The sequence below is a fragment of the Bacillus sp. HNG genome (assembly GCF_003400205.1).
Lineage (GTDB): Bacteria > Bacillota > Bacilli > Bacillales > Bacillaceae_L > Ferdinandcohnia.
Genome location: NZ_QUQV01000013.1, coordinates 24,985 through 50,447, shown reverse-complemented (window position 1 = coordinate 50,447; position 25,463 = coordinate 24,985). Strand labels below are relative to the sequence as shown.

The 25,463-nt window shown below is 37.1% G+C and carries 30 protein-coding genes and 1 pseudogene; 1 reads left to right on the top strand and 30 read right to left on the bottom strand.

From position 1 onward, the window contains the following. Positions 1-207: 207 nt before the first annotated feature. From DZB84_RS19490 to DZB84_RS19410, 17 genes and pseudogenes are all read right to left on the bottom strand, one after another. Entirely contained in the window at positions 208-1,002 is a 795-nt protein-coding gene (locus DZB84_RS19490) for a helix-turn-helix domain-containing protein (protein WP_116353986.1), read from the bottom strand. A 166-nt stretch (positions 1,003-1,168) separates the two neighbouring features. After that, complete coding sequence (locus tag DZB84_RS19485; RefSeq protein WP_116353985.1) at positions 1,169-2,461, bottom strand: adenylosuccinate synthase; 1,293 nt, start codon at positions 2,459-2,461, stop codon at positions 1,169-1,171. Positions 2,462-2,699: 238 nt separating this feature from the next. After that, on the bottom strand, positions 2,700-3,215 hold the full coding sequence (gene paiA, locus DZB84_RS19480) for a spermidine/spermine N(1)-acetyltransferase (protein ID WP_116353984.1): 516 nt from the start codon (positions 3,213-3,215) through the stop codon (positions 2,700-2,702). Positions 3,216-3,275: 60 nt separating this feature from the next. Continuing rightward, on the bottom strand, positions 3,276-3,656 hold the full coding sequence (locus tag DZB84_RS19475; RefSeq protein ID WP_116353983.1) for a hotdog domain-containing protein: 381 nt from the start codon (positions 3,654-3,656) through the stop codon (positions 3,276-3,278). Positions 3,657-3,716: 60 nt separating this feature from the next. Further along, a complete protein-coding gene (gene arsC / locus DZB84_RS19470) occupies positions 3,717-4,139 on the bottom strand; it encodes an arsenate reductase (thioredoxin) (protein ID WP_116353982.1) in 423 nt (140 codons plus the stop codon). Between the two features lie 12 nt (positions 4,140-4,151). Next, positions 4,152-5,450 carry an arsenic transporter gene (locus DZB84_RS19465; RefSeq protein WP_116353981.1) on the bottom strand — a complete coding sequence of 433 codons (1,299 nt, stop codon included), beginning with the start codon at positions 5,448-5,450 and terminating at the stop codon, positions 4,152-4,154. 74 nt (positions 5,451-5,524) lie between these two features. Then, positions 5,525-5,932, bottom strand: a complete 408-nt coding sequence (locus tag DZB84_RS19460) for an ArsI/CadI family heavy metal resistance metalloenzyme (RefSeq protein WP_116353980.1) — start codon at positions 5,930-5,932, stop codon at positions 5,525-5,527. A 60-nt stretch (positions 5,933-5,992) separates the two neighbouring features. Continuing rightward, positions 5,993-6,319 (bottom strand): ArsR/SmtB family transcription factor, encoded by a 327-nt coding sequence (locus tag DZB84_RS19455; protein ID WP_116353979.1) that lies wholly within the window; start codon positions 6,317-6,319, stop codon positions 5,993-5,995. A 323-nt stretch (positions 6,320-6,642) separates the two neighbouring features. Next, positions 6,643-7,053 carry an NADPH-dependent FMN reductase gene (locus DZB84_RS19450; RefSeq protein WP_486187569.1) on the bottom strand — a complete coding sequence of 137 codons (411 nt, stop codon included), beginning with the start codon at positions 7,051-7,053 and terminating at the stop codon, positions 6,643-6,645. A gap of 71 nt (positions 7,054-7,124) precedes the next feature. Beyond that, a complete protein-coding gene (locus DZB84_RS19445) occupies positions 7,125-7,397 on the bottom strand; it encodes a hypothetical protein (protein ID WP_116353978.1) in 273 nt (90 codons plus the stop codon). Position 7,398: 1 nt separating this feature from the next. Beyond that, entirely contained in the window at positions 7,399-8,106 is a 708-nt protein-coding gene (locus DZB84_RS19440; protein ID WP_116353977.1) for a pirin family protein, read from the bottom strand. 103 nt (positions 8,107-8,209) lie between these two features. Next, on the bottom strand, positions 8,210-8,635 hold the full coding sequence (locus DZB84_RS19435) for a DoxX family protein (RefSeq protein ID WP_116353976.1): 426 nt from the start codon (positions 8,633-8,635) through the stop codon (positions 8,210-8,212). Between the two features lie 28 nt (positions 8,636-8,663). After that, on the bottom strand, positions 8,664-9,269 hold the full coding sequence (locus DZB84_RS19430; RefSeq protein WP_189655314.1) for an alpha/beta hydrolase: 606 nt from the start codon (positions 9,267-9,269) through the stop codon (positions 8,664-8,666). Then, positions 9,266-10,210 (bottom strand): annotated as a pseudogene (locus DZB84_RS19425) (ring-cleaving dioxygenase). The gene DZB84_RS19430 and the pseudogene DZB84_RS19425 overlap by 4 nt, the downstream one beginning before the upstream one ends. A 31-nt stretch (positions 10,211-10,241) precedes the next feature. Continuing rightward, positions 10,242-11,180, bottom strand: a complete 939-nt coding sequence (locus DZB84_RS19420) for a ring-cleaving dioxygenase (RefSeq protein ID WP_116353974.1) — start codon at positions 11,178-11,180, stop codon at positions 10,242-10,244. Positions 11,181-11,327: 147 nt separating this feature from the next. Next, a complete protein-coding gene (locus DZB84_RS19415) occupies positions 11,328-11,756 on the bottom strand; it encodes a MarR family winged helix-turn-helix transcriptional regulator (protein ID WP_116353973.1) in 429 nt (142 codons plus the stop codon). A gap of 83 nt (positions 11,757-11,839) precedes the next feature. Further along, on the bottom strand, positions 11,840-12,334 hold the full coding sequence (locus DZB84_RS19410) for a hypothetical protein (protein WP_116353972.1): 495 nt from the start codon (positions 12,332-12,334) through the stop codon (positions 11,840-11,842). 288 nt (positions 12,335-12,622) lie between these two features. Between DZB84_RS19410 and DZB84_RS19405 the strand changes: the two genes are divergently transcribed. After that, entirely contained in the window at positions 12,623-12,943 is a 321-nt protein-coding gene (locus tag DZB84_RS19405; protein ID WP_116353971.1) for a winged helix-turn-helix transcriptional regulator, read from the top strand. 100 nt (positions 12,944-13,043) lie between these two features. Here DZB84_RS19405 and DZB84_RS19400 read toward each other — a convergent pair whose 3' ends face one another. From DZB84_RS19400 to DZB84_RS19340, 13 genes are all read right to left on the bottom strand, one after another. Next, positions 13,044-14,381: a glucose-6-phosphate isomerase gene (locus DZB84_RS19400; protein WP_116353970.1), complete on the bottom strand. Its 1,338-nt coding sequence runs from the start codon at positions 14,379-14,381 to the stop codon at positions 13,044-13,046. A 93-nt stretch (positions 14,382-14,474) separates the two neighbouring features. Then, positions 14,475-15,137: a fructose-6-phosphate aldolase gene (gene fsa, locus DZB84_RS19395; protein ID WP_116353969.1), complete on the bottom strand. Its 663-nt coding sequence runs from the start codon at positions 15,135-15,137 to the stop codon at positions 14,475-14,477. A 21-nt stretch (positions 15,138-15,158) separates the two neighbouring features. Next, on the bottom strand, positions 15,159-16,052 hold the full coding sequence (gene gnd, locus DZB84_RS19390) for a phosphogluconate dehydrogenase (NAD(+)-dependent, decarboxylating) (RefSeq protein ID WP_116353968.1): 894 nt from the start codon (positions 16,050-16,052) through the stop codon (positions 15,159-15,161). Positions 16,053-16,080: 28 nt separating this feature from the next. After that, positions 16,081-18,075, bottom strand: a complete 1,995-nt coding sequence (gene tkt / locus DZB84_RS19385; protein WP_116353967.1) for a transketolase — start codon at positions 18,073-18,075, stop codon at positions 16,081-16,083. A 19-nt stretch (positions 18,076-18,094) separates the two neighbouring features. Then, positions 18,095-19,609 (bottom strand): glucose-6-phosphate dehydrogenase, encoded by a 1,515-nt coding sequence (gene zwf, locus DZB84_RS19380; protein WP_116353966.1) that lies wholly within the window; start codon positions 19,607-19,609, stop codon positions 18,095-18,097. A gap of 61 nt (positions 19,610-19,670) precedes the next feature. Continuing rightward, positions 19,671-20,354: a ribose-5-phosphate isomerase RpiA gene (gene rpiA, locus DZB84_RS19375; RefSeq protein ID WP_116353965.1), complete on the bottom strand. Its 684-nt coding sequence runs from the start codon at positions 20,352-20,354 to the stop codon at positions 19,671-19,673. 42 nt (positions 20,355-20,396) lie between these two features. Beyond that, the gene (locus DZB84_RS19370) at positions 20,397-20,531 is read right to left on the bottom strand and encodes a BA3454 family stress response protein (protein ID WP_116353964.1); all 135 of its coding nucleotides are present in this window, start codon (positions 20,529-20,531) and stop codon (positions 20,397-20,399) included. Positions 20,532-20,734: 203 nt separating this feature from the next. Then, positions 20,735-21,358, bottom strand: a complete 624-nt coding sequence (locus tag DZB84_RS19365; protein WP_116353963.1) for a nitroreductase family protein — start codon at positions 21,356-21,358, stop codon at positions 20,735-20,737. A gap of 24 nt (positions 21,359-21,382) precedes the next feature. Further along, the gene (locus DZB84_RS19360) at positions 21,383-21,949 is read right to left on the bottom strand and encodes an NADPH-dependent FMN reductase (RefSeq protein ID WP_116353962.1); all 567 of its coding nucleotides are present in this window, start codon (positions 21,947-21,949) and stop codon (positions 21,383-21,385) included. Positions 21,950-21,966: 17 nt separating this feature from the next. Then, the gene (locus DZB84_RS19355; protein WP_116353961.1) at positions 21,967-23,022 is read right to left on the bottom strand and encodes an LLM class flavin-dependent oxidoreductase; all 1,056 of its coding nucleotides are present in this window, start codon (positions 23,020-23,022) and stop codon (positions 21,967-21,969) included. Positions 23,023-23,024: 2 nt separating this feature from the next. After that, entirely contained in the window at positions 23,025-23,969 is a 945-nt protein-coding gene (locus DZB84_RS19350) for a ring-cleaving dioxygenase (RefSeq protein ID WP_116353960.1), read from the bottom strand. Positions 23,970-24,020: 51 nt separating this feature from the next. Further along, the gene (locus tag DZB84_RS19345; protein WP_116353959.1) at positions 24,021-24,464 is read right to left on the bottom strand and encodes a MarR family winged helix-turn-helix transcriptional regulator; all 444 of its coding nucleotides are present in this window, start codon (positions 24,462-24,464) and stop codon (positions 24,021-24,023) included. 208 nt (positions 24,465-24,672) lie between these two features. Further along, on the bottom strand, positions 24,673-25,434 hold the full coding sequence (locus tag DZB84_RS19340; protein WP_116353958.1) for an SDR family NAD(P)-dependent oxidoreductase: 762 nt from the start codon (positions 25,432-25,434) through the stop codon (positions 24,673-24,675). Positions 25,435-25,463 lie beyond the last annotated feature (29 nt).

Below are 25,463 nucleotides of genomic sequence, written 5' to 3'. Positions count from 1 at the left end.
CATTTATAAAATAGTAAGTAAACAATGTTCGTATTCACCGTTTTTTCCTTGTTTTTTATCCTACCATTGCTTTGTTTTTTTATATTTAGATGTTTTGATGAATCATTTGGATTTTTTGTAGGGGCGAGTTAGATTTTCACACAATAAATAAGGTTGCTAGGAATCTTTAACAAATCCCGCAGCAACCTATCCGTGTATATTCTATTTTCAACGTATTTCAGAGGGGTTTTTACCAGTGTATTGTTTAAATTGTCTACTAAAAAAGTGCAAATCGTTGTAGCCAAGGGCATATGCCGTTTCTGTAACTGACATTCCAGTAAAATGGAGTAAATGCTCCGCGCGTTTGATCCGAGAATATACAATATAAGATTTCACCGTATGACCTATAATTTCTTTAAATTTTTGAGAAAAGTATCGTTGAGAAAGGTTAGCACGTTCAGATAAGCTATCAATTGTATGTGGTTCTCCAGGGTGTTGCTGAATATAATTGGCAATTTCACGAATTGTTTCCATGAGGCTATTGCTTGCGCTACCCATTTCTTCTTTTTTATCATGTTCATCTCTTAACAGATGGATCATTAATTGCTTTAAGATTAACTTTCCTTCAATTTCCGCGCCAAATGTATTGACTAAAAACAAACGAACATACTGTGTTAACAGGGATTCAAAGCTAATTGTATTTTCAAGAATTCGATGTGAAGAAGGAATCATCCTAGGTGTTTTGGTTTCAGCAATATCAAAATGAATATAGGTTAAAACGAGAGGATTTTGGGGATTATGTGTCGCTTCCGTCTCATCGCCTGGCCTAAACAAAAAGCAATGACCTTTCCCCACTTGATAAGACTTGTTGTTTAGTCTAACAGTCCCTTCACCACTCCATACATAAAATAAATCATAATTTGGCATGGGGTTATCTCTTTTTCTCCACATCCAGTTCGGTTCACAATGTATGGTGGCTAATGCAGGTTTTAATATAAAATCTTCTGGATTCAGTTCAAGCATCCAATTCCCTCCTTCCCTAGATGGGAAACTTATTTTATATTTTAATTGTTTATTGTCCAATGTAGCAATCAGTCTGCATTAGAATGGTAGACATTTTTTTAGCACGTGTCATTTTTGAAAAAAACAGCCAAATTTAAAAAAGGAAGCTCTAGGCTTCCTTTTCCGATTAGCTTTGACGCCATGGGCTTCGGACGACATTTGTCTGAATTCTATCTGGGCCAACCGAGAAGATTGACAATGGTATACCAGTCAACTGAGAAACTCTTTCGACATAATGTCTTGCGTTCTCTGGCAGTTCTTCCAGTGATTTGCAGGCAGTAATCTCTTCTGTCCAGCCCGGAAGTTCTTCGTATACTGGCTCGCATTGAGCTAATATTTTTAGGCTTGCCGGAAATTCCTCCATCACTTTCCCATTATAACGATAAGCAACGCAAATCTTTAGCGACTCAATCCCTGTTAACACATCAATTGAGTTCAGTGATAAATCGGTTAAGCCACTTACTCGTCGGGCATGACGGACGACAACACTGTCAAACCAACCAACTCGTCGTGGTCTTCCTGTCGTTGTTCCGTACTCACGACCGACTTCTCGTATTTGAGTGCCAATTTCATTATTAAGCTCTGTAGGGAATGGACCGTCACCAACTCTTGTTGTATAAGCTTTACATACCCCAACAACATGAGTGATTTTACTTGGCCCTACTCCAGAACCAATTGTTACCCCTCCTGCAACTGGATTAGAAGACGTAACAAACGGATAGGTTCCTTGGTCAATATCAAGCATAACCCCTTGTGCTCCTTCAAAGAGGACACGTCGACCGTCATCTAAAGCATCATTCAAAACCACAGATGTATCACATACATATTTTGCAATCATTTGGCCGTAATCATAATATTCATCAAGGATATCCTCAAGTTTAAAGCCCTCGGTTTCATATAGCTTTTCAAATAACCGATTTTTCTCTTCCAGATTACGTATTACTTTTTCTTCAAATACTTCGCGGTCCAGCAAATCTGCAATCCTAATCCCAATACGAGCAGCTTTGTCCATATAGGCTGGCCCGATGCCTTTTTTCGTCGTGCCAATTTTATTTTCACCTTTTCTCGCCTCTTCGACTTCATCCAATTTTACATGATAAGGCAAGATGACATGGGCGCGGTTAGAGATCCTCAAGTTATCTAGAGTCACTCCTTTATCATGTAGGTAATTCATCTCCTGCACGAGTGCTTTCGGATCGACGACCATTCCATTGCCGATAACACAGATTTTATCCTTGTAAAAGATTCCGGATGGAATCAAATGCAGCTTATAGGTTTCACCGCTAAATTTAATCGTATGTCCCGCATTGTTTCCACCTTGATAACGTGCAACTACTTCGGCATTTTCTGATAAAAAGTCCGTGATTTTTCCTTTTCCTTCGTCTCCCCATTGTGATCCAACTACGACAACTGATGACATTTCTCTAACGCACCTCCATTAGGTTCATAAGCATTTTTCCTTTTAGAGGTACATTTTATCAATAAATTCCAGGGTCAGTCAACAAAAATACGAACATTTCATTCGTAATTTATATATTCATTCGTGTTTATTTATAATTTTATAAACATCTATTGCCAAATAAAAAAGATTGGCCCCTTAACGGTTCCAACCTGATTTTGACTATTTCTATATTTATTCGTTTCCTCCGAATTGTTAATTAGAGTGTTTTCAGCATAATAAAATCCGTCTGTTCTTCATCCCCCATATAAAAAGAATGGGCTCCTGTTTGGACAAACCCCATTTTCTTATAGAAGGCAATAGCATTTGCATTTTTCTCCCAAACGCCTAGCCAGATATTGTTCTTATTAAAATCCAATGCCATTTCCAGCGCCTTATTAAACAACACTTTACCAAGTCCATGTTTTTGAAATTTATTCTTTATGTAAATCCTCTCAATTTCAAGGGATTCATTACCCATTTCTTCTGACTGAGCATCATCGATATTGACTTTCAAATATCCAGCGACTTCGGTATTAAAATGGACAAAAAAGAATTGTGACGATGTATTGGATAATTCCATTTCCAATTGTTTCAAGTTAAATGCCTTTTCCAAATAGGCTTTCATATTTTCAGGTGAATTTTGTTCCTTAAAGGTTTCATTAAAGGTTTCAATACTTACTTCTTGGAGTGTTTGTAAATCTTCAAGATTACATTTTTTCATTTTTACTGTCATATTAAAAGATTGCCCCTTTAATTTTTTCTGGAATCTCCCTCGAAGCAAATCAAGTGAATGTTAACCTACTATTACTCCCGCAAAATTTCCGCTCAATACTTGTTTCTCCATTTGATTTATGCATAGGAAACTTGCCATAATAGATATTCTATTATTATCTTTCCGTTCCAATTTTTCGATCGTTACTTTACAACTAATGGTATCCCCAGTGAAGACAGGTCTAAAAAACTCAAAATTCATTGTACGAGCCAATACATTGTAATCTCCACCAACTTTTGTTGGTAAGGTAGCAGTTAACAACCCTTGAACCACTACTCTCCCGAGTTCATCAGGGTTCATATGGTGATCCCCTTCATCCATGGATACTTTTGTAAATAATTCAACATCTTCCTCTATAAATGTCCGTTCAAATCGAATGATATCTCCAACTTTCAAATCCAATGCAAACTCCCCCTGAATTTTAATAGTTTTTAAGACCATATTATTCCTATCAAATTTAGACTATTCTCCAGTTTCGGCAAAGCGTTTGATTCTTTCACCAATTTCATCACGGACACGTTGGAAAACGGCCCATTTTTCTTCTTCCGTTCCTACTGCTTTTGCAGGGTCATCAAATCCCCAGTGTTCTCGTTTGACTTGAGGCGGTGTAACAGGACATTTATCTTTGGCATCCCCACAAAGGGTAACAGCTAGTTCTGCGTTGTTAAGTATTTCAGGATCGATGATATCCGAAGTTTGGTTTGATATATCAATTCCAACTTCCTTCATTGCTTTTACTGCATTAGGGTTAAGTCCATGTGCTTCAATTCCTGCACTTTTAACTTCCCATTCATCCTGATTTAAGAATTGTTTTGCCCAGCCCTCTGCCATTTGGCTTCGACAAGAATTACCAGTGCATAGAAAGTAGATCGTTTTTTTTGCCATAACTCATTCTCCTTAGAAAAATAGTAGTGAAATATAAAGCCCAATTAACGTTATTAATAGAATAGGTATCGTTAAGACAATTCCTGTTTTTAAATACGTTCCCCACGAAATTTTCACCCCTTTTTGGGATAAAATGTGAAGCCATACTAAAGTGGCAAGCGAACCAATTGGAGTGATTTTAGGACCTAAATCCGAACCAATAACATTTGCATAAATGAGACCTTCCCGGATTAATCCTGACGTGTTCGTTTCTGCAATGGCCAAGGCATCAATCATAACGGTCGGCATATTATTCATAACCGCAGATAATAGTGCTGCGATAAAGCCCATTGAAACAGTAGCAATAAACAATCCTTCCTCCGCCACATTTTGAATCAGACCTGCTAAGACGGAAGTAAGTCCCGCATTTCCTAATCCATAAACAACTACATACATGCCAATCGAGAATAAGACAATATTCCAAGGGGCTCCTTTAATAGCATCCTTTGTATCAACTGCTTCACTTCTTCTAGCCATGAGAATAAAAAGGATTGCAATCATTCCTGCTACGATGGAAACAGGAACATTAATAAATTCGCTAATAAAGTAACCAATTAGTAACACCGCAAGAACAAACCATGAGAGGCGGAACAATTTTTGGTCTTTAATGGCCTCATCTGGCTGCCTTAATTTAGATAGGTCGTATGTCTTAGGTATGCTTTTTCTGAAGTAAATAAGTAGAACTGCAATCGTTGCGACTAGCGAAAAGATGTTAGGGATAATCATTCTCGAAGCATATTCAAGAAATCCAATTCCAAAGAAATCGGCAGATACGATATTCACTAGGTTACTTACGATAAATGGTAGTGAAGTGGTATCGGCAATAAAGCCACTTGCCATAATAAACGGAAACACCATTTTTTCTTTGAAGTTCAAATTCCGAACCATCGCAAGGACAATCGGTGTTAATATCAATGCAGCCCCATCATTAGCAAATAGAGCGGCAACAATAGCACCTAAAATACTGACATAGACAAACATCCTGATCCCATTTCCCTGTGCAATCCTCGCCATATGTAGTGCAGCCCATTCGAACAAACCAATCTGATCTAATAGTAATGAAATGAGGATAATTGCAACAAAAGATAATGTTGCGTTCCAAGTAATGTCAATTACTTCTAAGACATCACTAAATCCAACAACTCCTACTAATAAAGCAATGATTGCTCCGCCACACGCAGACCAGCCAATATTTAAACCTTTGGGCTGCCAAATAACTAAAATTAATGTTGCAATAAAAATAATAAGTGCTAATACCAATGTTGTTGACAACAGTTGAACCTCCAATTAACAGAATGAAATTCTTGGATGTAAATTATATTTGATATGGAAAACCATTGATTTTTTTAGCTAACACAACAAGTATCTTTTACATCTTGTTTCATATCACTTTCTTCTTTTGTATAAAAGAACTCCCACTCATTTCCATCTGGGTCTGTAACCCAAAATTTATCTTGAAGCGCATAGCAACACGTTGTATTCATCTCCTCACGAGCAAAGAATCCCTCTTTTTCTAATCTTTCTTTATGAAAAATGACTTCTTCAGCGTTATGAACTTGGAACCCAAAATGATTAACTTGATTACCTTTTACTTCATTCTTCACGTTTAACGTAAAATTCAATCTTGTCTCTTCTACTAAGAATTTAGCGTAATCATTTTTCGTTTTAACAGGCATGACCCCAAACACCTTTTTATAAAATTCAATCGACTTTTCCAAATCCGTTACATTAATTCCCACGTGAACATATTTCATATAAAAGCCCTCCCAAATGTTATTCCCCTATATCAAAAAAAATTGATTTAAAAGTTAAAATTAGCAACAGCTGTTTTGTGCTGCCTTATTGCCCGTTTTTCTAAAAATACAACAAAGTTCTTCAGAGAGTAAGCCGTTTACTTCATTCTCATTTAGATCGTAATAACTCCATGTTCCTTTTGTTTGTTTAACAATTAAATTTGCATCTAATAAAATTTTAAGATGGTAAGATAGTTTTGATTGTGAAATCCCAAAGGTTTCTGTTAAATCACATACACACGTTTGACCCCGTTGACAAAGCTCATACATGATTTCTAGCCTCTTTTGATCAGCAAGGGCTTTAAACTTTTTTTCATATTGTTGAAATGTTGGTTTGACTGCCTCCATTGATATCCTCCTTTCATCAAACTTTTTTGATATTTAAATCTTAATTTAAATTCCAATAAAATGCAATTAATAAATCAAAAAAATTTGATTTATGTAAAATGAACTGAACTGGACACAAAAAAACCCGATGTTCTACCAAAGAAGTATTGGTAAACCTTCGGGTTGAGAAGCGAATAATTTTTTCAAGTAATCAATATTAGTTTTGATATCTTCTTATTAAATCAACAAATGCATTCACAAAGGATTGTAAAAACTCAACCGTTCCTTCATCCTTGATCTTACCTTCATCATCCAATAAACTAATAACATTCCCAATATACGCCTCAGGTTGTTGAACTATTGGGAGATTGTCGCAAATGATGGTTTGCACCAAAAGCACTTAAACTTCCTGGAGATTGGCTAATAATGGCTGCCGGTTTTCCATCCCAAACACTTGCTCCATAAGGACGAGACCCCACATCTAATGCATTCTTTAAGACAGCTGGTACAGAGCGGTTATACTCTGGGGTTATAAACAAGACAGCATCAATTTCCTTCATTTTGTTGCGAAATGCAGTATACTCTGCTGGTACATTGTTCTCATCATCGAAATCCTGATTATACAAAGCTAGATTTCCAATCTCTACAATTTCAGCTTCATATCCTTCCGGGAACAATGAAGCTACATTATTTGCGATTTTTTTTGAAAAAGATTCTTTTCGAAGACTCCCTAGAATAATACCGATTTTTGCCATTACAAAGCACCCTTTCAAGTTATTATTATTTCTATCAATTATCGTTTTTTCACTTCGTGGTATACCTTTTATTAAACTGGATAGATAGTTTTATGGTCTGCAGTAATCGTAATTGTAGACTCTTCCATACTAAACTCAACATTACCATCTGATGAATAATACCAAGTCTTTTGGTTCTCTTCGACATCAAACAGATTCAATTCCTCTTTAAATTTAATGACCTCTTTGGCACCTTCATCGGAAATTTTAAGAGATATGACCCACTTGTCTTGCTCTGGATGAATCTCATATTCTTCTGTTTGATAAAAGAGTCGGCTTCCAATCGAATGACGAATTAATAACATATTAGGCACCACCCAAATCTATCAATAAAAAGAAGGTTTCTTTTGTTGATTTTAACGTGAGTTCATTTAGTTCAGTTATACGTGCACTGTCTCTTTTTCCAACAACAACGTCATTGTTTAAAACAAGCACCCCATCAATCACAAAAACATACATCTTTCTTCCTTGTTCTTGTTGATAGAAGATCTCTTCTCCTGCATCCAGTTTGGATAAGTATAATGTAACATCGCTATGAATTTTCGCTGCTCCATTGGTTGGAGCTGTGGAAACGATGGGTAACAATTTATTCCTCATATCATCAGGATTATAAGTAATATCCTCATAGGAAGGAGATAATTGCTTTTCAGTAGATTTGAACCAGAGCTGTAAAAAGCTTACTTCCTCTTCTAGAGAAGGATTCACTTCAGAATGGAGTAAACCAGTTCCAGCAGTCATACGCTGAACATTTCCAAATTGTAAGATCCCACTATTTCCAAGACTGTCCTCATGCTTTAGTTGACCACGCAATACAATCGAAACAATTTCCGCTTCCCTGTGCGGATGAATACCAAATCCCTTTCCTGCTTGTACGGTGTCATCATTAAAAACACGAAGTGGACCAAAATGGATATTTTCCTCGTCATAGTACTCACCAAATGAAAAACTAAGATTGCTCTCTAACCAATCATTTTTAACAGAGTACCTAGATGCTGCCGGATATCTTTGAATCATTTATCTCACCTCTATATATCTCGAATTCAAGATAAACATATAGTAAAAAGCCAAAATTGTCAATTTCCATCTACTCTATATAGGTCAACGGGTACTTCTACATTTAAGCGGCTCTTTTTATCTCATTTGAATCTTCGTTAAATAACAAACGACTTATGGATAATAGCTTACTTCCATTAATTGCAAGGTAAACTGCTATAGCTAAAAACGCTAAGTCTAATTCATATCCTGCCATTTGGCCATTCCCTAGTAAGCCAACTGGAAGTTTTGCTGTAAGTGTTGCCCCAATCATTAATAGAGCAATTAAAATAGATACAAGTCTAGTAGCAAATCCAATGATAAGCGCTATACCCCCAATTACTTCAAGTAAAGCAACAACATATGCCATAAATCCAGGTATATTAATACTTTCAAACCATCCGACAGTATTCTCAATTCCTCCTTGGAATTTCACTACCCCGTGTATTAGAAAGAGTATTCCCAGTGTGATTCGTAAAATAAGTGCTCCAATTTCGTTTTTTTGTACCATTCTTTCTTCCTCCATAAATCTATTTTAGTTATAAATCTTTATACCATTGTGCAGCAGCTTCTACTTCCGTTACCGTCAACTGATGGCCTCTATCTTCCCAATGAATTTCTACATTTGCATGTGCATTTTCAAGAATAGATTTTAATTCAGCTGATTCCATTGGCGAACAAATTGGATCGTTTGTCCCCGCAGCGATAAAGATGGATGTTCCAGTTAGGTCTGGAAGATCCATCCCTTTTCGAGGAACCATGGGGTGATGAAGAATCGCCCCTTTTAATGCATCTTGATAGTGAAACAATAGACTAGCTGCTATATTTGCTCCATTTGAATATCCAATTGCTAAGATGTTATTTCGATCAAATTCATATTTCACCGCAGCTTCATCAAGAAACTCATTCAATTCTTTTGTTCTGAAAATAAGGTCTTCTATATCAAAAACACCCTCTGCTAATCTTCTAAAGAATCGAGGCATACCATTTTCCAAGACATTGCCACGAACACTTAATACGGATGCTTCATCATCTATTCTTCCTGCGAGAGGTAACAAATCTAATTCGTTACCTCCCGTACCGTGAAGTAATAACAATGTAGGTTTTTCAGGATTTTTACCCTTGTTAAATATGTGTTTCATTATTTCTCTCCTTCCAATACGCGAACCTTAACAGGTGGTAAGGTTGCTTCTAATTCTTCTCGTTTTGACTCAAGCCATGCAGGAAGCATAAGTTTTTCACCTAGTTCAACATTTGACTCATCTACCGAAAACCCAGGTGGGTCTGTTGCTATTTCAAAAAGAATGCCTCCCTCTTCGTGAAATTAAATAGCTTTGAAATATTGTCGATCCCTTACTTCTGTTGGATAATAGCCTTTTTCTTGAAGGAGCTTTCTCCATCGGAGAAGATCCTCTTCATCCTTTGCTCTCCATGCGATATGGTGAACTGTTCCTGCTCCCATAAGGCCCCTAACTGAAGGGGTTAACTTAATATCAATGACATTTCCTAGTAAGCCATCGGACTTGAATCGAAGAAAACCCTCTTCATCACCAATACATGTTAGACCTAATACATTCTCAAGTACTTCTGCCGTTTTATTGGGTTGTGCGGAAAGTAATGTTGCTCCAGCAAAACCTCTTATTGCATTCTCGACTTTTATCCCGCCAAAACTCCAATGATTAGTTGGTCCTTCTTTTCTTTCAATTAGTTCAAGTTCAAGACCGTCTGGATCTTTAAATGTTACATATCTTTCTCCAAAGCGGATGGATGACGTGAAATCAATACTGAACTTTTGCAAACGTTCTTCCCAAAATTCCAATGATCCGGTAGGTATAGAGTAGCTTGTAACCCCTACTTGCCCCATTCCAATTCGACCTTTTAGCTGTTTGGGCCATGGAAAAAAGGTAATAACGGTTCCTGGATCTCCAGTTTCATTTCCAAAGTACAGATGATATACCTCTGGTCGATCAAAATTTATGGTTTTTTTAACAAGTCTAAGTCCAAGTACACCTGCATAAAAATCAATATTTCTTTGGGCATCGTTGACCATTGCCGTTATATGATGGATACCAGATGTTTTTTGCATCTCATTCTCTCCATTCATCATAATTTGCTAATTAATCTAATTCTTTCACCTGAATTGGAATCAAACTATGTTCGAGTTGCTCTCTATACTGTTCATACTGTGCAGGTAACATTAGTTGTTCTCCCATTGTTTCATGTGATTCGTCATGTGCGAATCCAGGAGGATCTGTTGCAATTTCAAATAAAATTTCTCCGTGTTCTCTAAAATAAATCGCATTAAAATAATTTCTGTCTTGTACAGGGGTTACACCATATCCATTTTCTGCAACGTATTTCTGCCAATCCAATTGATCTTTGTCGTCAATTGCTCTCCATGCAATGTGGTGAACTGTTCCAACGCCCATTTGTCCTCTTCCAGTTGGAACCACCTTTAAGTCTATGATATTTCCTATGTCAGCTGAAGAACGAAAACGGACAAAATCTGCTTCTTTATCTACGTATTCAAGACCCATTACTTTTTCTAGTAATTCTGCAGTTTTATCTGGATGGGATGAAAACAAAGTCGCTCCACCAAAACCTTTTATTGCAACTTCAGGGGTTACTTCTCCGAATGTCCAATTATTGATTTCTCCTTCTTCTCTCTCGACGATTTCAAGGTGTAATCCATGTGGATCATCGAATTCCAGATATTCTTCTCCAAAACGCTTTATTTTAGTGAAAGGAATATTAAATTTTTCTAATCTTGACTCCCAGAAATCCAATGCTCCTTTAGGTACAACATAAGAAGTAACACCTACTTGACCATCACCAATTCTTCCTTGATAAGCACCTGCCCAAGGGAAAAATGTAATAATTGTTCCTGGTTTTCCACCTTCATTCCCAAAATACAAATGATATGTTCCTGGGTCATCAAAATTCACTGTCTTTTTAACTAAACGTAATCCTAAAACACCTGCATAGAAATCTACATTCTCTTGTGGGTGACCTACTATTGCAGTTATATGATGAATCCCCATTGTCTGTTTACCCATTTTGGTCTCACTCCTATTAATCGTTTTTTTATCTAATAAATTCAATTTCAGTTTTTAAAATCATTCAATTCTTATCTTTTATCTTTAATTTAAGTATCTTCATTTCAAGATATTACTTCTAAAAAAATGTCAATACTAAATTGACCTTTAATCTTCCACCTTTTCTTTTACTTTTTTTAGTAGGTCTATCAGAGTATCTACTTCCTGAGAATTTAGTGAATCAAAAATACTATCCACACAATCCTCATGTTCAGGCATAATTCTATTCATCAATTCACTTCCAGCAGTCGTTAACGATACATGTATCGCTCGTCGATCATCTGGACAAGCACTGCGCTTTAATAATCCTTTTTGTTCTAATTTATCGATTACATATGTCATTGAACCACTTGTAATCAATATGCTCTTTCCAATTTGATGAATGGTTTGTTTACCTTTATGAAAAAGCACTTCTAGAACCGAAAATTCAGTTATGCTTAAGTTATTTTTCATCATATCGTCTCTGATTCTTTCTTGGATCGCTCTAGATGTTTGCATCAAAATTAAAAATGGTTGGTTTGAGCATTTTTTCGCCATATTGCACCTCCTCAAAAGAATCTTTAATTAAAATATCTCGAATTCAAGATAATTGTAATATATTAAAAAGCATGTGTCAATAACTAACTAGCTTTTTTGACTTCAGCCTTTAATATATCCTCTGTTTTCAGTTCAAGTGTCTTTTCTAATAATTCAATGGTGCGTAATGTTTCTCGAATGTCTTTTTCTGTTACCACATTTTCAGATTTCTTTTCTTCAATCAGATTTTTTATTGAAGATTTAAAAGCATTTGTGTTAATTAACCATTCACCAATTAATTTTTTCGTTGCCACTCTTTCATTCACATCTTTAATACTAAAAATGTTTTGTATTTCAGGTTCTAATAAAGCAATTGTATTCATCTCTGGATGTATTCTTATCCAAAAGTAGTTGACCTGGCTATCATAATAGTTCTGGTCTATCAAACGATAATATTCAATTCCTATCTTAATATCGAAAAAAGGACTGTCTTCTGTTGGGATGTGTAGATCGGCAACATGGACATTTTTTTGGATATCTAAATACGTTTCCAATCCCGACTTGGTATCAATCATTTTTGCGTCTAATATTTGCATCATTATCAATCTCCCCTAGTGTATTTATTGGGTGAAAACTTTAGGTTACTTTATGTAACCTATATTACAATATTGGTTACTTTTAGTCAACAAGTAACTATAAATATAAATAACTAGCAGCTTATTATTTTTCTATAGTTTCATTACTATTATCCCTTTAATATTGTCACAATTCATTCATAATATTCCCTTTTTATAATGGTCTATTTAGGATATAATTTTATTAAACATTACATTACCTTGTTACTTTTTGTGTATATAGATGATTACTGATATAGGAGGTGTATAGTCATGATAGATAAAGTTATTCAAGAAAGAGAATGCTCAAAGGTTGAAGAATTATATCATATGATCGGAAAAAAATGGATGGGGTTGATCATTCATACCTTAATGGAGGAACCAAAACGATTTAGTGAAATACATTCCTCGATTCCTGATTTAAGTAAAAGAATGCTTAACGAACGGATAAAAGAACTTGAAGATTGCGGATTAGTCCTTCGAAACGTGATTACGGATCGTCCCGTACGAACGGAATATTCACTAACAAAAAAGGGACATGAATTGGGAAAGGCATTAAAAACTGTTGAGGATTGGGCTAATAACTGGTTATGATGATTAAACTCTTACTGCTTGCTTGATCAAGCAGTATTTTTTTTGACATAGAAAAGAGGATGCAATACACAGATATATAGCATCCTCTTATATAGTCACCCTACTTAGAAATACGCTCTAGCAATTCAGCTCTTTCTTTTTCATAGCCAGGTTTACCTAATAACGCAAACATATTCTTTTTATATGCTTCTACTCCAGGCTGATCAAATGGATTTACGCCCATTAATAAACCACTAACTCCACAAGCCTTTTCAAAGAAGTAAACCATCTCTCCAAATGTAAATTCGTCTAGTCTATCGAGCTCTACAGACAGGTTAGGGACGCCTCCATCCACATGGGCCAATACCGTACCCTGTGCTGCATTCTTGTTCACATAGTCCATTGTCTTTCCAGCTAGATAGTTTAAGCCATCTAGGTTAGCCGCTTCCTCACCAATCGTAATATCAAGCTTAGGTTCTTTTACAGTTACAACTGTTTCAAGAAGGTCCCTGCGACCTTCTTGAACATATTGTCCCATCGAATGCAGATCAGTAGAGAAGTCAACTGAAGCTGGGTAAAGTCCTTTTTGGTCTTTCCCTTCACTCTCTCCAAATAATTGTTTCCACCATTCAGATACGTAATGTAAAGATGGTTCAAAGTTAACCAATAGTTCTATAGATTTCCCTTTTCGATAAAGTGCGTTTCGAACTGCTGCATACTGATAGCTTTGGTTTTCGGCCAAGTTAGGATTACTATATTTTTCTGCTGCAGCTGCAGCACCGGCCATCATTTTATCAATATCTAGCCCCGCTGTAGCAATCGGCAATAACCCTACCGCTGTTAATACGGAGTATCGGCCGCCAACATCATCAGGGATAACAAAGGTTTCATACCCTTCTTCGTCTGCAAGAGTTTTTAAAGCACCTTTTGCACGATCTGTTGTTGCGTAGATACGTTTTCTCGCCTCTTCTTTTCCATACTTTTTCTCCATATACTCTCGGAAGATACGAAAAGCAATTGCAGGCTCTGTTGTTGTACCAGATTTTGAAATAACGTTAACTGAAATATCTTTATCCTTAAGTACATCAAATAAGTGTGAAATATATGTAGCACTTATATTTTGTCCAACATAATAAATCTCTGTTTTGTCATCCATTTGGTTATGGAATGTATGTGAGAGCGCATCGATTGCAGCCCTTGCACCAAGGTATGAACCACCAATTCCGATTACAACCAAAGCATCTGAATTGCTACGAATTCTTTCAGCAGCTGCTTTAATTCTAGCAAATTCCTCTTTGTCATAGTTATACGGTAATTCAACCCAACCAAGATAGTCAGAACCTGGTCCTCTTTTCTCATGAAGCATATCATGTGCTACCTTTACAAATTCACTTAAATATTCAACCTCATGCTCCTGCATGAATGATAACGCATTAGAATAATCAAAAGTAATAGACATATATATTTCTCCTATTCTTCCTAAAATTTATGTAGAGAGGGACTACCGTAAATAGAATCCCTCTATTCTAGTTGTAATGTCTTCAAACATTTTTTACAGTGCAGATTTCCAATCAGCAGCAAATTTTTCAAGGCCTTGATCTGTAAGTGGGTGCTTAGTAAGTTGCTCAATTACAGAGTACGGAATAGTTGCGATATGAGCACCAGCCAATGCTACACGAGTAACGTGGTCTGGGTGTCTTACAGATGCAGCAATGATTTGAGCATCTAGGTTGTGAACACGGAATAGCTCAGCGATTCTTTCAACAAGCTGTACACCATCTTCAGAAATGTCATCAAGACGACCTAAGAATGGGGATACATATGTTGCCCCAGCACGAGCTGCTAATAGAGCTTGGTTCATTGTGAAAATTAATGTAACGTTCGTTTTAACACCTTTTTTAGAAAGATAACGAGTTGCTTCTAATCCAGCTACAGTCATTGGTACTTTGATTGTGATGTTTTTGTCACCACCGTTTATTTTTAGAAGCTCTTCCGCTTCAGCTATCATTTCTTCAGCAGTTTCGGCACTTGGAGAAACCTCTGCAGATACACTTTCTACTTCTGGCACTGCTTGAAGGATTTCGGCGATGCGGTCTTCGAATTTTACGCCTTCTTTTACAACAAGTGATGGGTTTGTTGTGACACCAGATAAAACACCCATTTTGTACGCTTTTTTAATATCATCTAGGTTAGCAGTATCTATAAAGAATTTCATTTTTCATTTCCCCCATTTACATTATTTTTTTACAACAGCATGTCCACCAAATTCATTTCGTAATGCGGCTACAACTTTCCCTGTAAAAGTATCATTTTCTAATGAGCGGTAGCGCATCAATAGCGACATCGCAATAACTGGAGTAGCTGTTTGTAAATCTAAAGCTGTTTCAACGGTCCATTTCCCCTCACCTGAAGAGTGCATGATTCCTTGGATTTCATCCAATTTAGCGTCCTTTGAAAATGCATTCTCTGTTAATTCCATGAGCCAAGAACGAATAACGGAACCGTTATTCCACACTCTTGCTACTTTTTCATAATCATAATCAAACTCACTTTTCTCCAACACTTCGAAACCTTCTCCTATCGCAGCCATCATTGCATACTCGATGCCATTATGAACCATTTTTAAGAAGTGGCCGCTTCCTGCTTTTCCTGCATACAAGAAACCATTTTCTACAGCTGTATCTTTGAAAATAGGTTCAACCTGTTCCCACGCCTCCGGATCGCCTCCGATCATGTAGCAAGCACCATTTCGTGCCCCTTCCATTCCGCCTGAAGTACCAGCATCCATGAATCGTACGCCAATTTTCTTTAAATCATTATAGCGTTGGATAGATTCCTTATAGTGAGAATTTCCAGCTTCAATCACAATATCATCTTTCTCTAGAAATGGTGCGACTTCATCAATGACAGAATCTACAACTGAATGGGGGACCATAATCCAGATAATTCTTGGCTTCTCTAATGACTCAACTAGTTCTTTATAGCTTGATACCCCAGAAGCTCCATATTTCTTCATTTCATCCACAGCACTTGGGTTCACATCATATGCCACTACTTCGTGATTATTATCGATAAGATTTTGTCCTAAGTTTAAACCCATTTTTCCTAAACCTATTAATCCAATTTTCATGCTGTATTCCTCCAATAATGTTGTATTTTTAAGAGTGTAATAGATTTTTTGTTATTTGAATTACGTTTTCAGTAGTAAAACCAAACTGTTCCATAACTTCAGATCCTGCTCCCGAAGCACCAAATGATTCAATTGATACGATTTTTCCTTCCGTACCAACAAATCGTTCCCATCCCATTGAGATCCCAGATTCGATTGCAATTCGTTTTGAAATGGATGATGGAAGTATGGCTTCTTTATAATCAGATGGTTGTTTATCAAATAATTCCCAGCTTGGCATTGCTACTACTCGAACAGATCTGTTTTCTTTTTCAAGCTCTTCTTTTGTACTTACGGCTAATGACACTTCAGAGCCTGTCGCAATTAGAATAACCTCTGGAGCTGAATTTGTTTCAGTTAGAATATAAGCCCCTTTTGAAACATTTTCTAGATTTGCTCTTGTTTCGTTATATACCGGTAGGTTTTGACGACTTAAAATCAACGCAACTGGGCCTTCCGTCTGTTGAAGAGCATATGCCCAAGCACTTGCTGTTTCGTTAGCATCAGTTGGTCTTATCACTGTAAGCCCAGGAATTGAACGAAGCGCTGCTAAATGTTCAACTGGCTCATGTGTAGGACCATCCTCACCTACAGCAATTGAGTCATGTGTAAATACATATGTGACTGGAAGTTTCGAAAGTGCTGCCAGACGGATAGACGGACGAAGATAATCATTAAATACAAAGAATGTACTTACGAAAGGCTTCACCCCACCATGATAGGCCATACCGTTTGCAGCTGCACCCATTGCGTGCTCCCTTACACCAAAGTACACATTTCGAGCACCATAGGATTCTACCGCAAAAATTTGTTCTCCCTTAATGTCTGTCATAGTAGATCCAGACAGGTCTGCGCTTCCTCCAAAAATGGCAGGAACTGATTTTACGTAATGGTTAATCGCTTCTCCACTAGCGACACGGGTGGAAACACCTTTACCTGTTTCAAAGGTTAAAATGTCGTTTGCATCAATTAGAACTTTTCCTTGTATCGCATCCGTTAGTTGGACAGCTAATTCTGGGTATTCTTGTTGATACGAACGGAATAAATCATTCCATTTTTCCTCAACATCTATTCCCTTATTCTTTAAATCCTCAAAGTGAGCTTTCACGTTTTCTGGAACAAAGAAGTCCTCTTCATATTCCCATCCATAAGCTTGCTTCGTTGCCTTTGCTTCCTCAAGCCCTAGCGGTGCGCCATGTGCTTTATTGCTACCCGCTACTTTCGGACTTCCATACCCAATAATCGTTCTGACCTCAATAATGCTTGGTTGATGGGGATTTTCTTTTGCTAGGTTGATTGCGTTTGAGATTGCTTCTAGATCATTTCCATCTTCCACTCTTATATAGTGCCATTTAGCAGATTCTGCTCTTTTCTCAATATCTTCAGAAAAAGAAACGTTCAAATCACCATCAAGGGAAATATCATTTGAATCATATAGGACGATTAATTTACCTAGTTTCATATGTCCAGCCATTGACATAGCCTCATAGGATATCCCCTCCATGAGGTCTCCGTCACCTACTAAAGCATATGTATAATGATCAATGACAGGGTAATTCTTTTTATTAAATTTCGCTGCAAGATGTGCCTCTGCCATCGCCATTCCAACAGCATTAGCAATCCCTTGTCCTAATGGTCCTGTTGTCGCTTCTACACCAGAAGTATGGCCAAATTCAGGATGTCCCGGCGTTTTACTGTTTAATTTTCTGAAGTTCTTTAAGTCATCAATAGTGACGTTAAACCCTGCTAAATGAAGTAAACTGTATAATAAGCTAGATCCGTGTCCGGCTGATAAAACAAATCGATCACGGTTAAACCATTTTGGATTTTCAGGATTATGGTTCATATGTTTTGACCATAATGCATAGGCCATTGGTGCTGCGCCCATTGGCAATCCTGGGTGACCGGAGTTTGCTGAATTGATAGCATCAATAGATAAAGTTCGTATTGTTGTAACGGCTAAGTTCTCAATATTTTGTGTCATGGTTTCCCCCTGAATTTCTTTATTTCATTTCTACTAATTCTTTGGCTTCTTGCTTTTCAATTCTTTCATCTAACCACCATTTAAATCCATGCTCTTCTAACAATAAATCGGATGCCATTGGACCATTTGAACCTGACTGGTATTCATGTAGTGGAACAAGGTCTTCTTCAAATGCATCAAGGATTGGTTGAACCCACTCCCAAGACAACTCAACTTCCTTCCAATGCGCAAAGAATGTTGAATCTCCAATGAAAGCATCATGAATGATTCTTTCATATGCTTCCGGTATTTCACTTCCTGTAGCTTCACTTGAAAATTCAATTCGGACAGGCTCGATATTCCCATTATTAGTCGGGTTTTTACTATTTAACTGAAGAGAGATATTTTCATTGGGACTGATTTCAACTATTAATAAATTTGGCCCAATTTCTTGATTCGTATTTTCATAATGTGAATTCAATGTGTTTTTAAATTCAATGACGATACGAGTTGATTTTTCCTTCATTCTTTTCCCAGTTCGGATATAAAAAGGTACACCTTTCCAGAATGGATTATCGATCAAGATACGTGCTGCGATAAATGTATCTGTTTTGGAAGAAAGATTTACTCCCGGTTCGTCTCTATACCCTAGAACCTGGTTACCATTACTCTCCCCTAGCCCATATTGCCCGCGAATGATATTCAGGTGAACATCTTCTTTATTCAATGGACGAATCGCTTCCATTACCTTACGTTTTTCATTTCGAATTTCCAATGCATTCATCTTTTTAGGTAAGGACATGGCTGTCATCATTAACATTTGTAGCATATGATTTTGAACCATATCACGAATTGCTCCAGCTTGATCGTAATAGCCTGCTCTTGTCTCAACACCGACTGTTTCACTCGCTGTGATTTGAACATTCGCAATGTGATCCTTGTTCCAAATGGATTGTAGGATTGGATTTGCAAATTCAAGAGCTTCAAGGTTCTGAACCATTGATTTTCCTAAGTAATGGTCAATCCGATAGATTTCTTCTTCCTCAAATGCACCGCTTAGTTTTTCATTTAATTCACGAGCTGACCCGAGATCATGCCCGAATGGTTTTTCGATCATCAATCGTTTCCAGCCAGTTGTATTACCAAGCCCGCTCTCTTTGATGTTTAAAGCAATAACGTCGAAAAATTCTGGAGCTACTGAAAGATAAAATACTCGGTTTTCCTTTATTTTCAGTTCTGCTTCTCGTTGCTTAACCAGATCGAGTAATGGTTTATACCCTTGTTTATTGGTAACATCGAGTGCCAGATATCGAAATGAATCCAGAAATCCCTCTAGATCATCAGGATCATGTTCAAGACGACGCGAGAAAGAAAAGATGGATTCTTTCACTTTGTCTTGAAAGTCTCTTTGAGAAAGTTCAGCTCGTCCAAGACCAATTATTGATATAGGTTGTGGTAATTTATTATCAATAAACAGGTTGTACAGAGCAGGAAAAATCTTTCTTTTTGCTAAATCACCTGTTGAGCCAAATAATACAAAAGTCATCGATTCCAATTTAAGTCCTCCTAGTACATGTAAATCAGGTAGTAAGATTCATTCTATTGTTGTAAATCATTTACTCATTGTTTCTATGTCTGACTACAATAGAGTTATTCTTATCACGATCTAAAGTAATGTAGATATCAGTCTTTCCGAGAAATAACCCATTCTCAATAACGCCAGGTATTAGGTTAAGCTCTCTTTCCAATTCTTTAAGATCCGTCTTATCCGGTAAACGACAGTCAAAAATATAGTTACCATTATCCGTTCTAAATGGATCTCCCTGAACTTGTCTTAAATCGGGGATAAGCCCAAGTTCTTGTATCTTTTTCTTTGTCAGTTCAAGACCAAAAGGTAAGACTTCAACTGGTAATGGGAAAGAACCTAATTTAGCAACATTTTTATCCGGGTCAGCAACTACAATAAACTTCTTAGCTGCATGTGCGATGATTTTTTCCCGTAACAGGGCACCACCGCCCCCTTTGATGAGATTTAATTCAGGATCTACCTCATCAGCGCCATCAATAGCAACATCAATTTGTTTAACCTCACTAAATGAAATAAGTGGGATTCCGAATTCCTTAGCTAGTTTTTCAGTTTGTTTTGATGTAGGAATTCCTCTAATCGAAAGTCCATTTCGAACGAGTTCTCCAAGTTTAGTAAGGGTATAGAACACAGTCGTTCCAGTCCCTAGACCAACTACCATTCCATCTTTTATATAATCTAAAGCTTTTTCTCCAACTTCTTTTTTCTCATTCAAAGGATACTTACTCCTTTCCTATCTGGAGATTCCACTTTTATTTTAATTTTGCCATTGTTTCTTAATTTGCTCTTCCGCGATACGGAATATTTGACTTTGAGGTGTGCCTTTCTTAACAATGACGTTGGTTAGATATTTTTTGCCTTTATATTCAAGGTTCAAGGTTACCTCAACCATATGATTCACTCCTATCTGAAAAATATTTACTTTGTATATCTTTTTATAACAAGTCACTATTAGTAACCTAAGTTACTTTATGTAACCAATAATAACTCTCATATTATTTATAGTCAAGAATAATATCTTGAATTCAAGATATTATTTTTTAAAAAAACTCTCACCGTTTAAACAGTGAGAGTTTTCCCAATTCCTTGAAGTCCCTATTCAATGTAGCTAACAAGCTCCGCAACTGGTTTACGATATCCCCTTGGTCTTCGGCTAGACACCTTTTCTTTTCCAATCGTTATCATCATAACCACTTCTTGTTCAGGACTAATATTTAATATTTCCTTTACGGCCTGTTGATCAAACCCAATCATCGGACAAGTATCCCAGCCTTTATCTTTAGCTGCGAGCATAAACATCATCGCAGAAAGCGAAGCATTCCGAATGGCTTCATCTTTTTGAAACACTTCACCTCTACTTGTATATAATGAAGTAATATCTTCAATCTCGTGATCATATTCCTGTTTGTTGAGGATTCCTAACATCAGGAGTCCCTCGTTTATTTTTGAAGCGTCTCGATAGGCATTAGTATCCCCTGTTACAATAATGACTGCAGAAGATGAATGTACTTTATATTGACCATATGCCGCCGTTCTTATCTTCTCTTTAACCTCTGGGTTTGTAATAACAACATAGTGAGCATGTTGTAGATTGAAAGCTGTTGGAGCAAACTTTACTAATCCAAAAATTTCGTCTAACTCTTCTTTTGTTATTGGATGATCAGGCAAGAAATTACTTGCTGATCGTCTTGCTTTTACTAAACTACTAAATTCAGCCACTCGTTTCACCTCAAATTGATAAAGTTAAAAACCGTATTCTTCCTCTTTAGCCTTTCTTATCAAATCCACTGCATGATATGTCTGGACTGTGTCATCCACTAACCGATCTAAGCGGAAAAGTATATCATCGTTAATGATTTCTTTGCGTAAGAAGTCTTTTTCTTCGATAAATACATATGTTGGAACGATTTGAGCTTTCATATACACCAAAATTGGCTTTAATTGTTGCTCGACCATTAAATAATGCTTCGCTGTACCAGCTGTGACGACAACACTTACGACCTTATCGCGAAAAGCATTAACGGGCAGTAGGTCGAAGATGTTTTTTAACGTTGCTGGAATGGAGGCTTGGAAGGTTGGTGTCCCAATAATAATGGCATCTGCTGACATAACCGTCTCTGTTACATATTTTGTATCTCCTTCATATTCGAAGTAATTACGGCCATCACTAAATTCCAATTTATTATCGGCTAAATCAAGAAGTTTGACTTCATGTTCCGGGAATTTTTGCTCAAGTATTTCCACAGTTTTAAGCATTGCAGTTTTTGTTTTCGAGCCAACAATTGAGCCTGCTAGTGCTACGATTTTCATAGGTTGCTCTCTCCTTTTTATTTTGCTGTATATTTTTTGATCGTAGGAATGATGTCGTTCCCAATGATTTCAATATTTTTCATGATGTTTTCGTAAGGTACCCCACCAAAGTCAATTTGCGCCATAAAACGTTGCATACCGTAAAGCTCATATTGGTAAAGCATTTTTTCGATAATCTGCTGTGTACTACCAACCATTAATGCATCACGAGTATCTGGTGCTTGAGCAAATTGTTGCTTTGGATAGCCACTACCACGAATCGCTTGGAATCCCCCATTAATATGTGGGTACATTCCTTGTAACGCTTCTTGTGTTGTATCTGCTACATAAAATAAGCTTGTTGTTGCAATAGGTAAAGTCTTTGGATCATAGCCACTGCGTTCAGCTGCTTCACGATATGCATCAACAGAAGGCTTAAAGTTGATAGCTGGGCCACCTAATGTCGTCAGCATCATCGGGATACCCATGTAACCTGCTTTAATGGCACTTGCAGGTGGACCACCTACAGCACGCCAAATTGGAAGCGAGCCATTTTTTGGTTGCGGCAGAATTTCTGCATTTTGTAGTGGTGGACGGTATTCACCTTGCCAATTAATTCGCTGATCTTCATTAATTTTTTTCAGCAGTTCTAATTTCTCTTCAAAGATTTCCTCATAATCCTGTAAATCAACGCCAAGCAGGTGATAGGCACCTACACGAGACCCGCGACCAGCAACGATTTCTGCACGACCATCTGAAATTAAATCAATTGTGGCGAAATCCTCGTACACACGCACAGGGTCAGAAACACTTAGTACAGTTGCTGAGCTTGCAATTTTTATCTTTTTTGTCGCTTGGGCAATGGCACCTAAAACAACGGTATGCGCTTGTGTGGTGAAATACGTTTGGTGACTTTCGCCAACGCCAAATACGTCAATACCTGCTTGTTCTGCTAATTTACTTGCCTCTATAAGTTCATTGATTCGTTGTTGTGCAGAAATTCGCTCACCTGTTAGGGGGTTAGGTATGTGATCCCCCAAAGAATATAGTCCAAATTCAATGCCTTTTGTTGGATCGATGCGGTATTTTTCCATAGTTAATCCTCCTCAATTGGTTTTAAATTTTCTTCGATTTCAACACGTCGATTTTCTAAAAATGGTGGAAGATCTAATGTTTCACCTAGCGTTTCAATATCACCATCAATTGTGAAACCTGGTCCGTCTGTAGCAATTTCAAATAAGATACCATTGGATTCGCGGAAATATAAGCTCTTAAAGTAGAAGCGATCCACAATGCCAGATGTATGGAAGCCACGTGCTCGAACCTGTTCATCCCAGTAGGCAAGCTCCGTTTCATCTTTAACACGAATTGCTAAATGATGAATACTTCCGCGTCCAGGTCGTTCAGTAGGTCCATCTAAAAATTTCACAACGATTTCTCCAAAAACTTCGCCTTGGATGGATTGGAAAATGGCTTCATCTTCTGTTCGTGAAATTTTTACATAACCAAACATCTCTGTAAGGGTTCTTGCTAATTTATCAAGTCTGCGAACAGTCATCTCCACTGAACCCATTCCCTGAATTTGGTGTTCTTCTGGCACATTTGACTTTTCCCATGTATCCCAGTGTTCAACTTTTTCACCGTTTGATACTAGTAACACCATACGCAAACCTTCTTCATCTTCAAAATGCAAGGCTGCCTTGTTTGCATATGTTGTGATTTCACTGTGTTGTACACCATATTCTTCAAAACGCTTTTTCCAAAAGGTTAAGCTACTTTGGGTTGGCACAAGCAAACCAATTCGAGTGATGGCATTTGTGCCTCGATGCGTCCTCCCCACTGGAGGAATTTCAAAAAATGATAGCTCTGTACCAGGACTTCCAGTTTTATCTCCATAAAATAAGTGATACATCGATGGATCATCCTGATTTACTGTCATTTTCACACGTCGTAGTCCGAGAACCTCACGATAAAAATGGTTATTTTGTTTTGCATCCTTTGTAATCATTGAAATATGATGATGCCCTGGAATTGTATACATAGGTACTCTCTCCTTTTATCATTTTACTAGTCAAGTGATATGGCAAAAAAATTATCTGGTCTGCATTTTCTTTTTTTCGCTATTTTTTTGTACACGTGACATGAGCGTATACAAAATTTTTTGTTCTTCCTTAGATAAACATTCATCAAAGAATGAGGACTGAAATTCAAGCTGGGCTTCAAACGCATGATCTAGTTTTTCACGGCCCTTTTTAGTTAACAAAATTGTTTTCGTCTTCCAATCTTGCTTTCGTTCAATGAGCCCTTCTTTTTCAAGGCGAGTCAGCATGCGCGAAATACCGCCCTGTGTCACCGTAACTTTCTCGGCCAGCTCACTTTGAGTTAATGGCTCGTATGTCGAAATTTGCATTAATACATCAAATTGAGCAGTCGTTAAATCAAACTTCTTTAAAAAATCATTTGATAACAAATTACTTTGGTGTGTAAATCTAGTCAGCCTCAACCAGATTAGTGAACCACGCGTATTTTTTTGCATAGCGTTGTGTCACTCCCTTTCGTTATTATCACTTTACCACTCAATTGATAACAACTCAATAAAAATGTCTCGAATTCAAGATATTTTTTCTAAATGACAAAACAATTAAATATTCTCCAAACAGCACAAGATAATATCAGGGTTATTAAAAAGGTCTGATGAAATCTCACCAGACCTTTAATATATATATCGTTATATACGTATCCGATTATTCCCCGCCTGTAACACCAAGTGCTTCGCCAGTAATCGCGGATGCACCATCAGAAGCTAAGAAAAGAGCTGTAGCTGCAATTTCTGAAGGTTCAAGTAAACGTCCTAACCATTGGCTACCAAGAATATGTGTTTTCAATGCTTCTTCTACTGTAGTTCCATCTTTTTCTGCAAGTACCGGTAATTGTTTTTCAATTAAGTTTGTACGAGTTGGTCCAGGTAAAATTGAATTAGCTGTAATACCGTATTCAGCATTTTCCATTGCAACTACATTTGTAAACCCAATTTGTCCATATTTTGCTGCAACATATGCAGATTTATATTTATCAGGTCTTCTACCGTGTCCTGAAGAAATTGTAATGATACGACCATATTTTTGCTTCTTCATTGCAGGAAGTACATGTTTCGTTGCTAAAAATGTCCCTTTTAAAATAACATCTACCACTAGATCCCATTTTTCTTCTGGGAATTCATCAGTAGGTGAAATAAACTGAAGGCCTGCGTTGTTTACTAATACATCTACTGTTCCACGGTCTGCAATAACCTGTTCAACTGCAGTTTTCACACTTTCTTGATTTGCTACGTTTGCTTTGTATCCTTTTGCATTTCCTAATTTTTCAGCCGCACCATTTGCTGCTTCTTCATTTAAATCAAAGATGGCAACAAAGTCACCGTTTTTTACAAATTCCTCTGCGATAGCATAGCCGATTCCTTGAGCTGCACCTGTTACGATTACTGTACGTTCTTTTTGAGTTGTCATTTTTAATTCCCCCAAATATATAAAAGTTT

Coding starts and splice junctions, on each gene's coding strand:
- DZB84_RS19490 (WP_116353986.1), bottom strand. CDS start 1,002: ATGCTTGAACTGAATCCAGAAGATTTTATATTAAAACCTGCATTAGCC.
- DZB84_RS19485 (WP_116353985.1), bottom strand. CDS start 2,461: ATGTCATCAGTTGTCGTAGTTGGATCACAATGGGGAGACGAAGGAAAA.
- paiA (WP_116353984.1), bottom strand. CDS start 3,215: ATGACAGTAAAAATGAAAAAATGTAATCTTGAAGATTTACAAACACTC.
- arsC (WP_116353982.1), bottom strand. CDS start 4,139: ATGGCAAAAAAAACGATCTACTTTCTATGCACTGGTAATTCTTGTCGA.
- DZB84_RS19460 (WP_116353980.1), bottom strand. CDS start 5,932: ATGAAATATGTTCACGTGGGAATTAATGTAACGGATTTGGAAAAGTCG.
- DZB84_RS19455 (WP_116353979.1), bottom strand. CDS start 6,319: ATGGAGGCAGTCAAACCAACATTTCAACAATATGAAAAAAAGTTTAAA.
- DZB84_RS19450 (WP_486187569.1), bottom strand. CDS start 7,053: ATGGCAAAAATCGGTATTATTCTAGGGAGTCTTCGAAAAGAATCTTTT.
- DZB84_RS19445 (WP_116353978.1), bottom strand. CDS start 7,397: ATGTTATTAATTCGTCATTCGATTGGAAGCCGACTCTTTTATCAAACA.
- DZB84_RS19440 (WP_116353977.1), bottom strand. CDS start 8,106: ATGATTCAAAGATATCCGGCAGCATCTAGGTACTCTGTTAAAAATGAT.
- DZB84_RS19435 (WP_116353976.1), bottom strand. CDS start 8,635: ATGGTACAAAAAAACGAAATTGGAGCACTTATTTTACGAATCACACTG.
- DZB84_RS19420 (WP_116353974.1), bottom strand. CDS start 11,180: ATGGGTAAACAGACAATGGGGATTCATCATATAACTGCAATAGTAGGT.
- DZB84_RS19415 (WP_116353973.1), bottom strand. CDS start 11,756: ATGGCGAAAAAATGCTCAAACCAACCATTTTTAATTTTGATGCAAACA.
- DZB84_RS19410 (WP_116353972.1), bottom strand. CDS start 12,334: ATGATGCAAATATTAGACGCAAAAATGATTGATACCAAGTCGGGATTG.
- DZB84_RS19405 (WP_116353971.1), top strand. CDS start 12,623: ATGATAGATAAAGTTATTCAAGAAAGAGAATGCTCAAAGGTTGAAGAA.
- DZB84_RS19400 (WP_116353970.1), bottom strand. CDS start 14,381: ATGTCTATTACTTTTGATTATTCTAATGCGTTATCATTCATGCAGGAG.
- fsa (WP_116353969.1), bottom strand. CDS start 15,137: ATGAAATTCTTTATAGATACTGCTAACCTAGATGATATTAAAAAAGCG.
- gnd (WP_116353968.1), bottom strand. CDS start 16,052: ATGAAAATTGGATTAATAGGTTTAGGAAAAATGGGTTTAAACTTAGGA.
- tkt (WP_116353967.1), bottom strand. CDS start 18,075: ATGACACAAAATATTGAGAACTTAGCCGTTACAACAATACGAACTTTA.
- DZB84_RS19370 (WP_116353964.1), bottom strand. CDS start 20,531: ATGGTTGAGGTAACCTTGAACCTTGAATATAAAGGCAAAAAATATCTA.
- DZB84_RS19360 (WP_116353962.1), bottom strand. CDS start 21,949: ATGAAAATCGTAGCACTAGCAGGCTCAATTGTTGGCTCGAAAACAAAA.
- DZB84_RS19355 (WP_116353961.1), bottom strand. CDS start 23,022: ATGGAAAAATACCGCATCGATCCAACAAAAGGCATTGAATTTGGACTA.
- DZB84_RS19350 (WP_116353960.1), bottom strand. CDS start 23,969: ATGTATACAATTCCAGGGCATCATCATATTTCAATGATTACAAAGGAT.
- DZB84_RS19345 (WP_116353959.1), bottom strand. CDS start 24,464: ATGCAAAAAAATACGCGTGGTTCACTAATCTGGTTGAGGCTGACTAGA.
- DZB84_RS19340 (WP_116353958.1), bottom strand. CDS start 25,434: ATGACAACTCAAAAAGAACGTACAGTAATCGTAACAGGTGCAGCTCAA.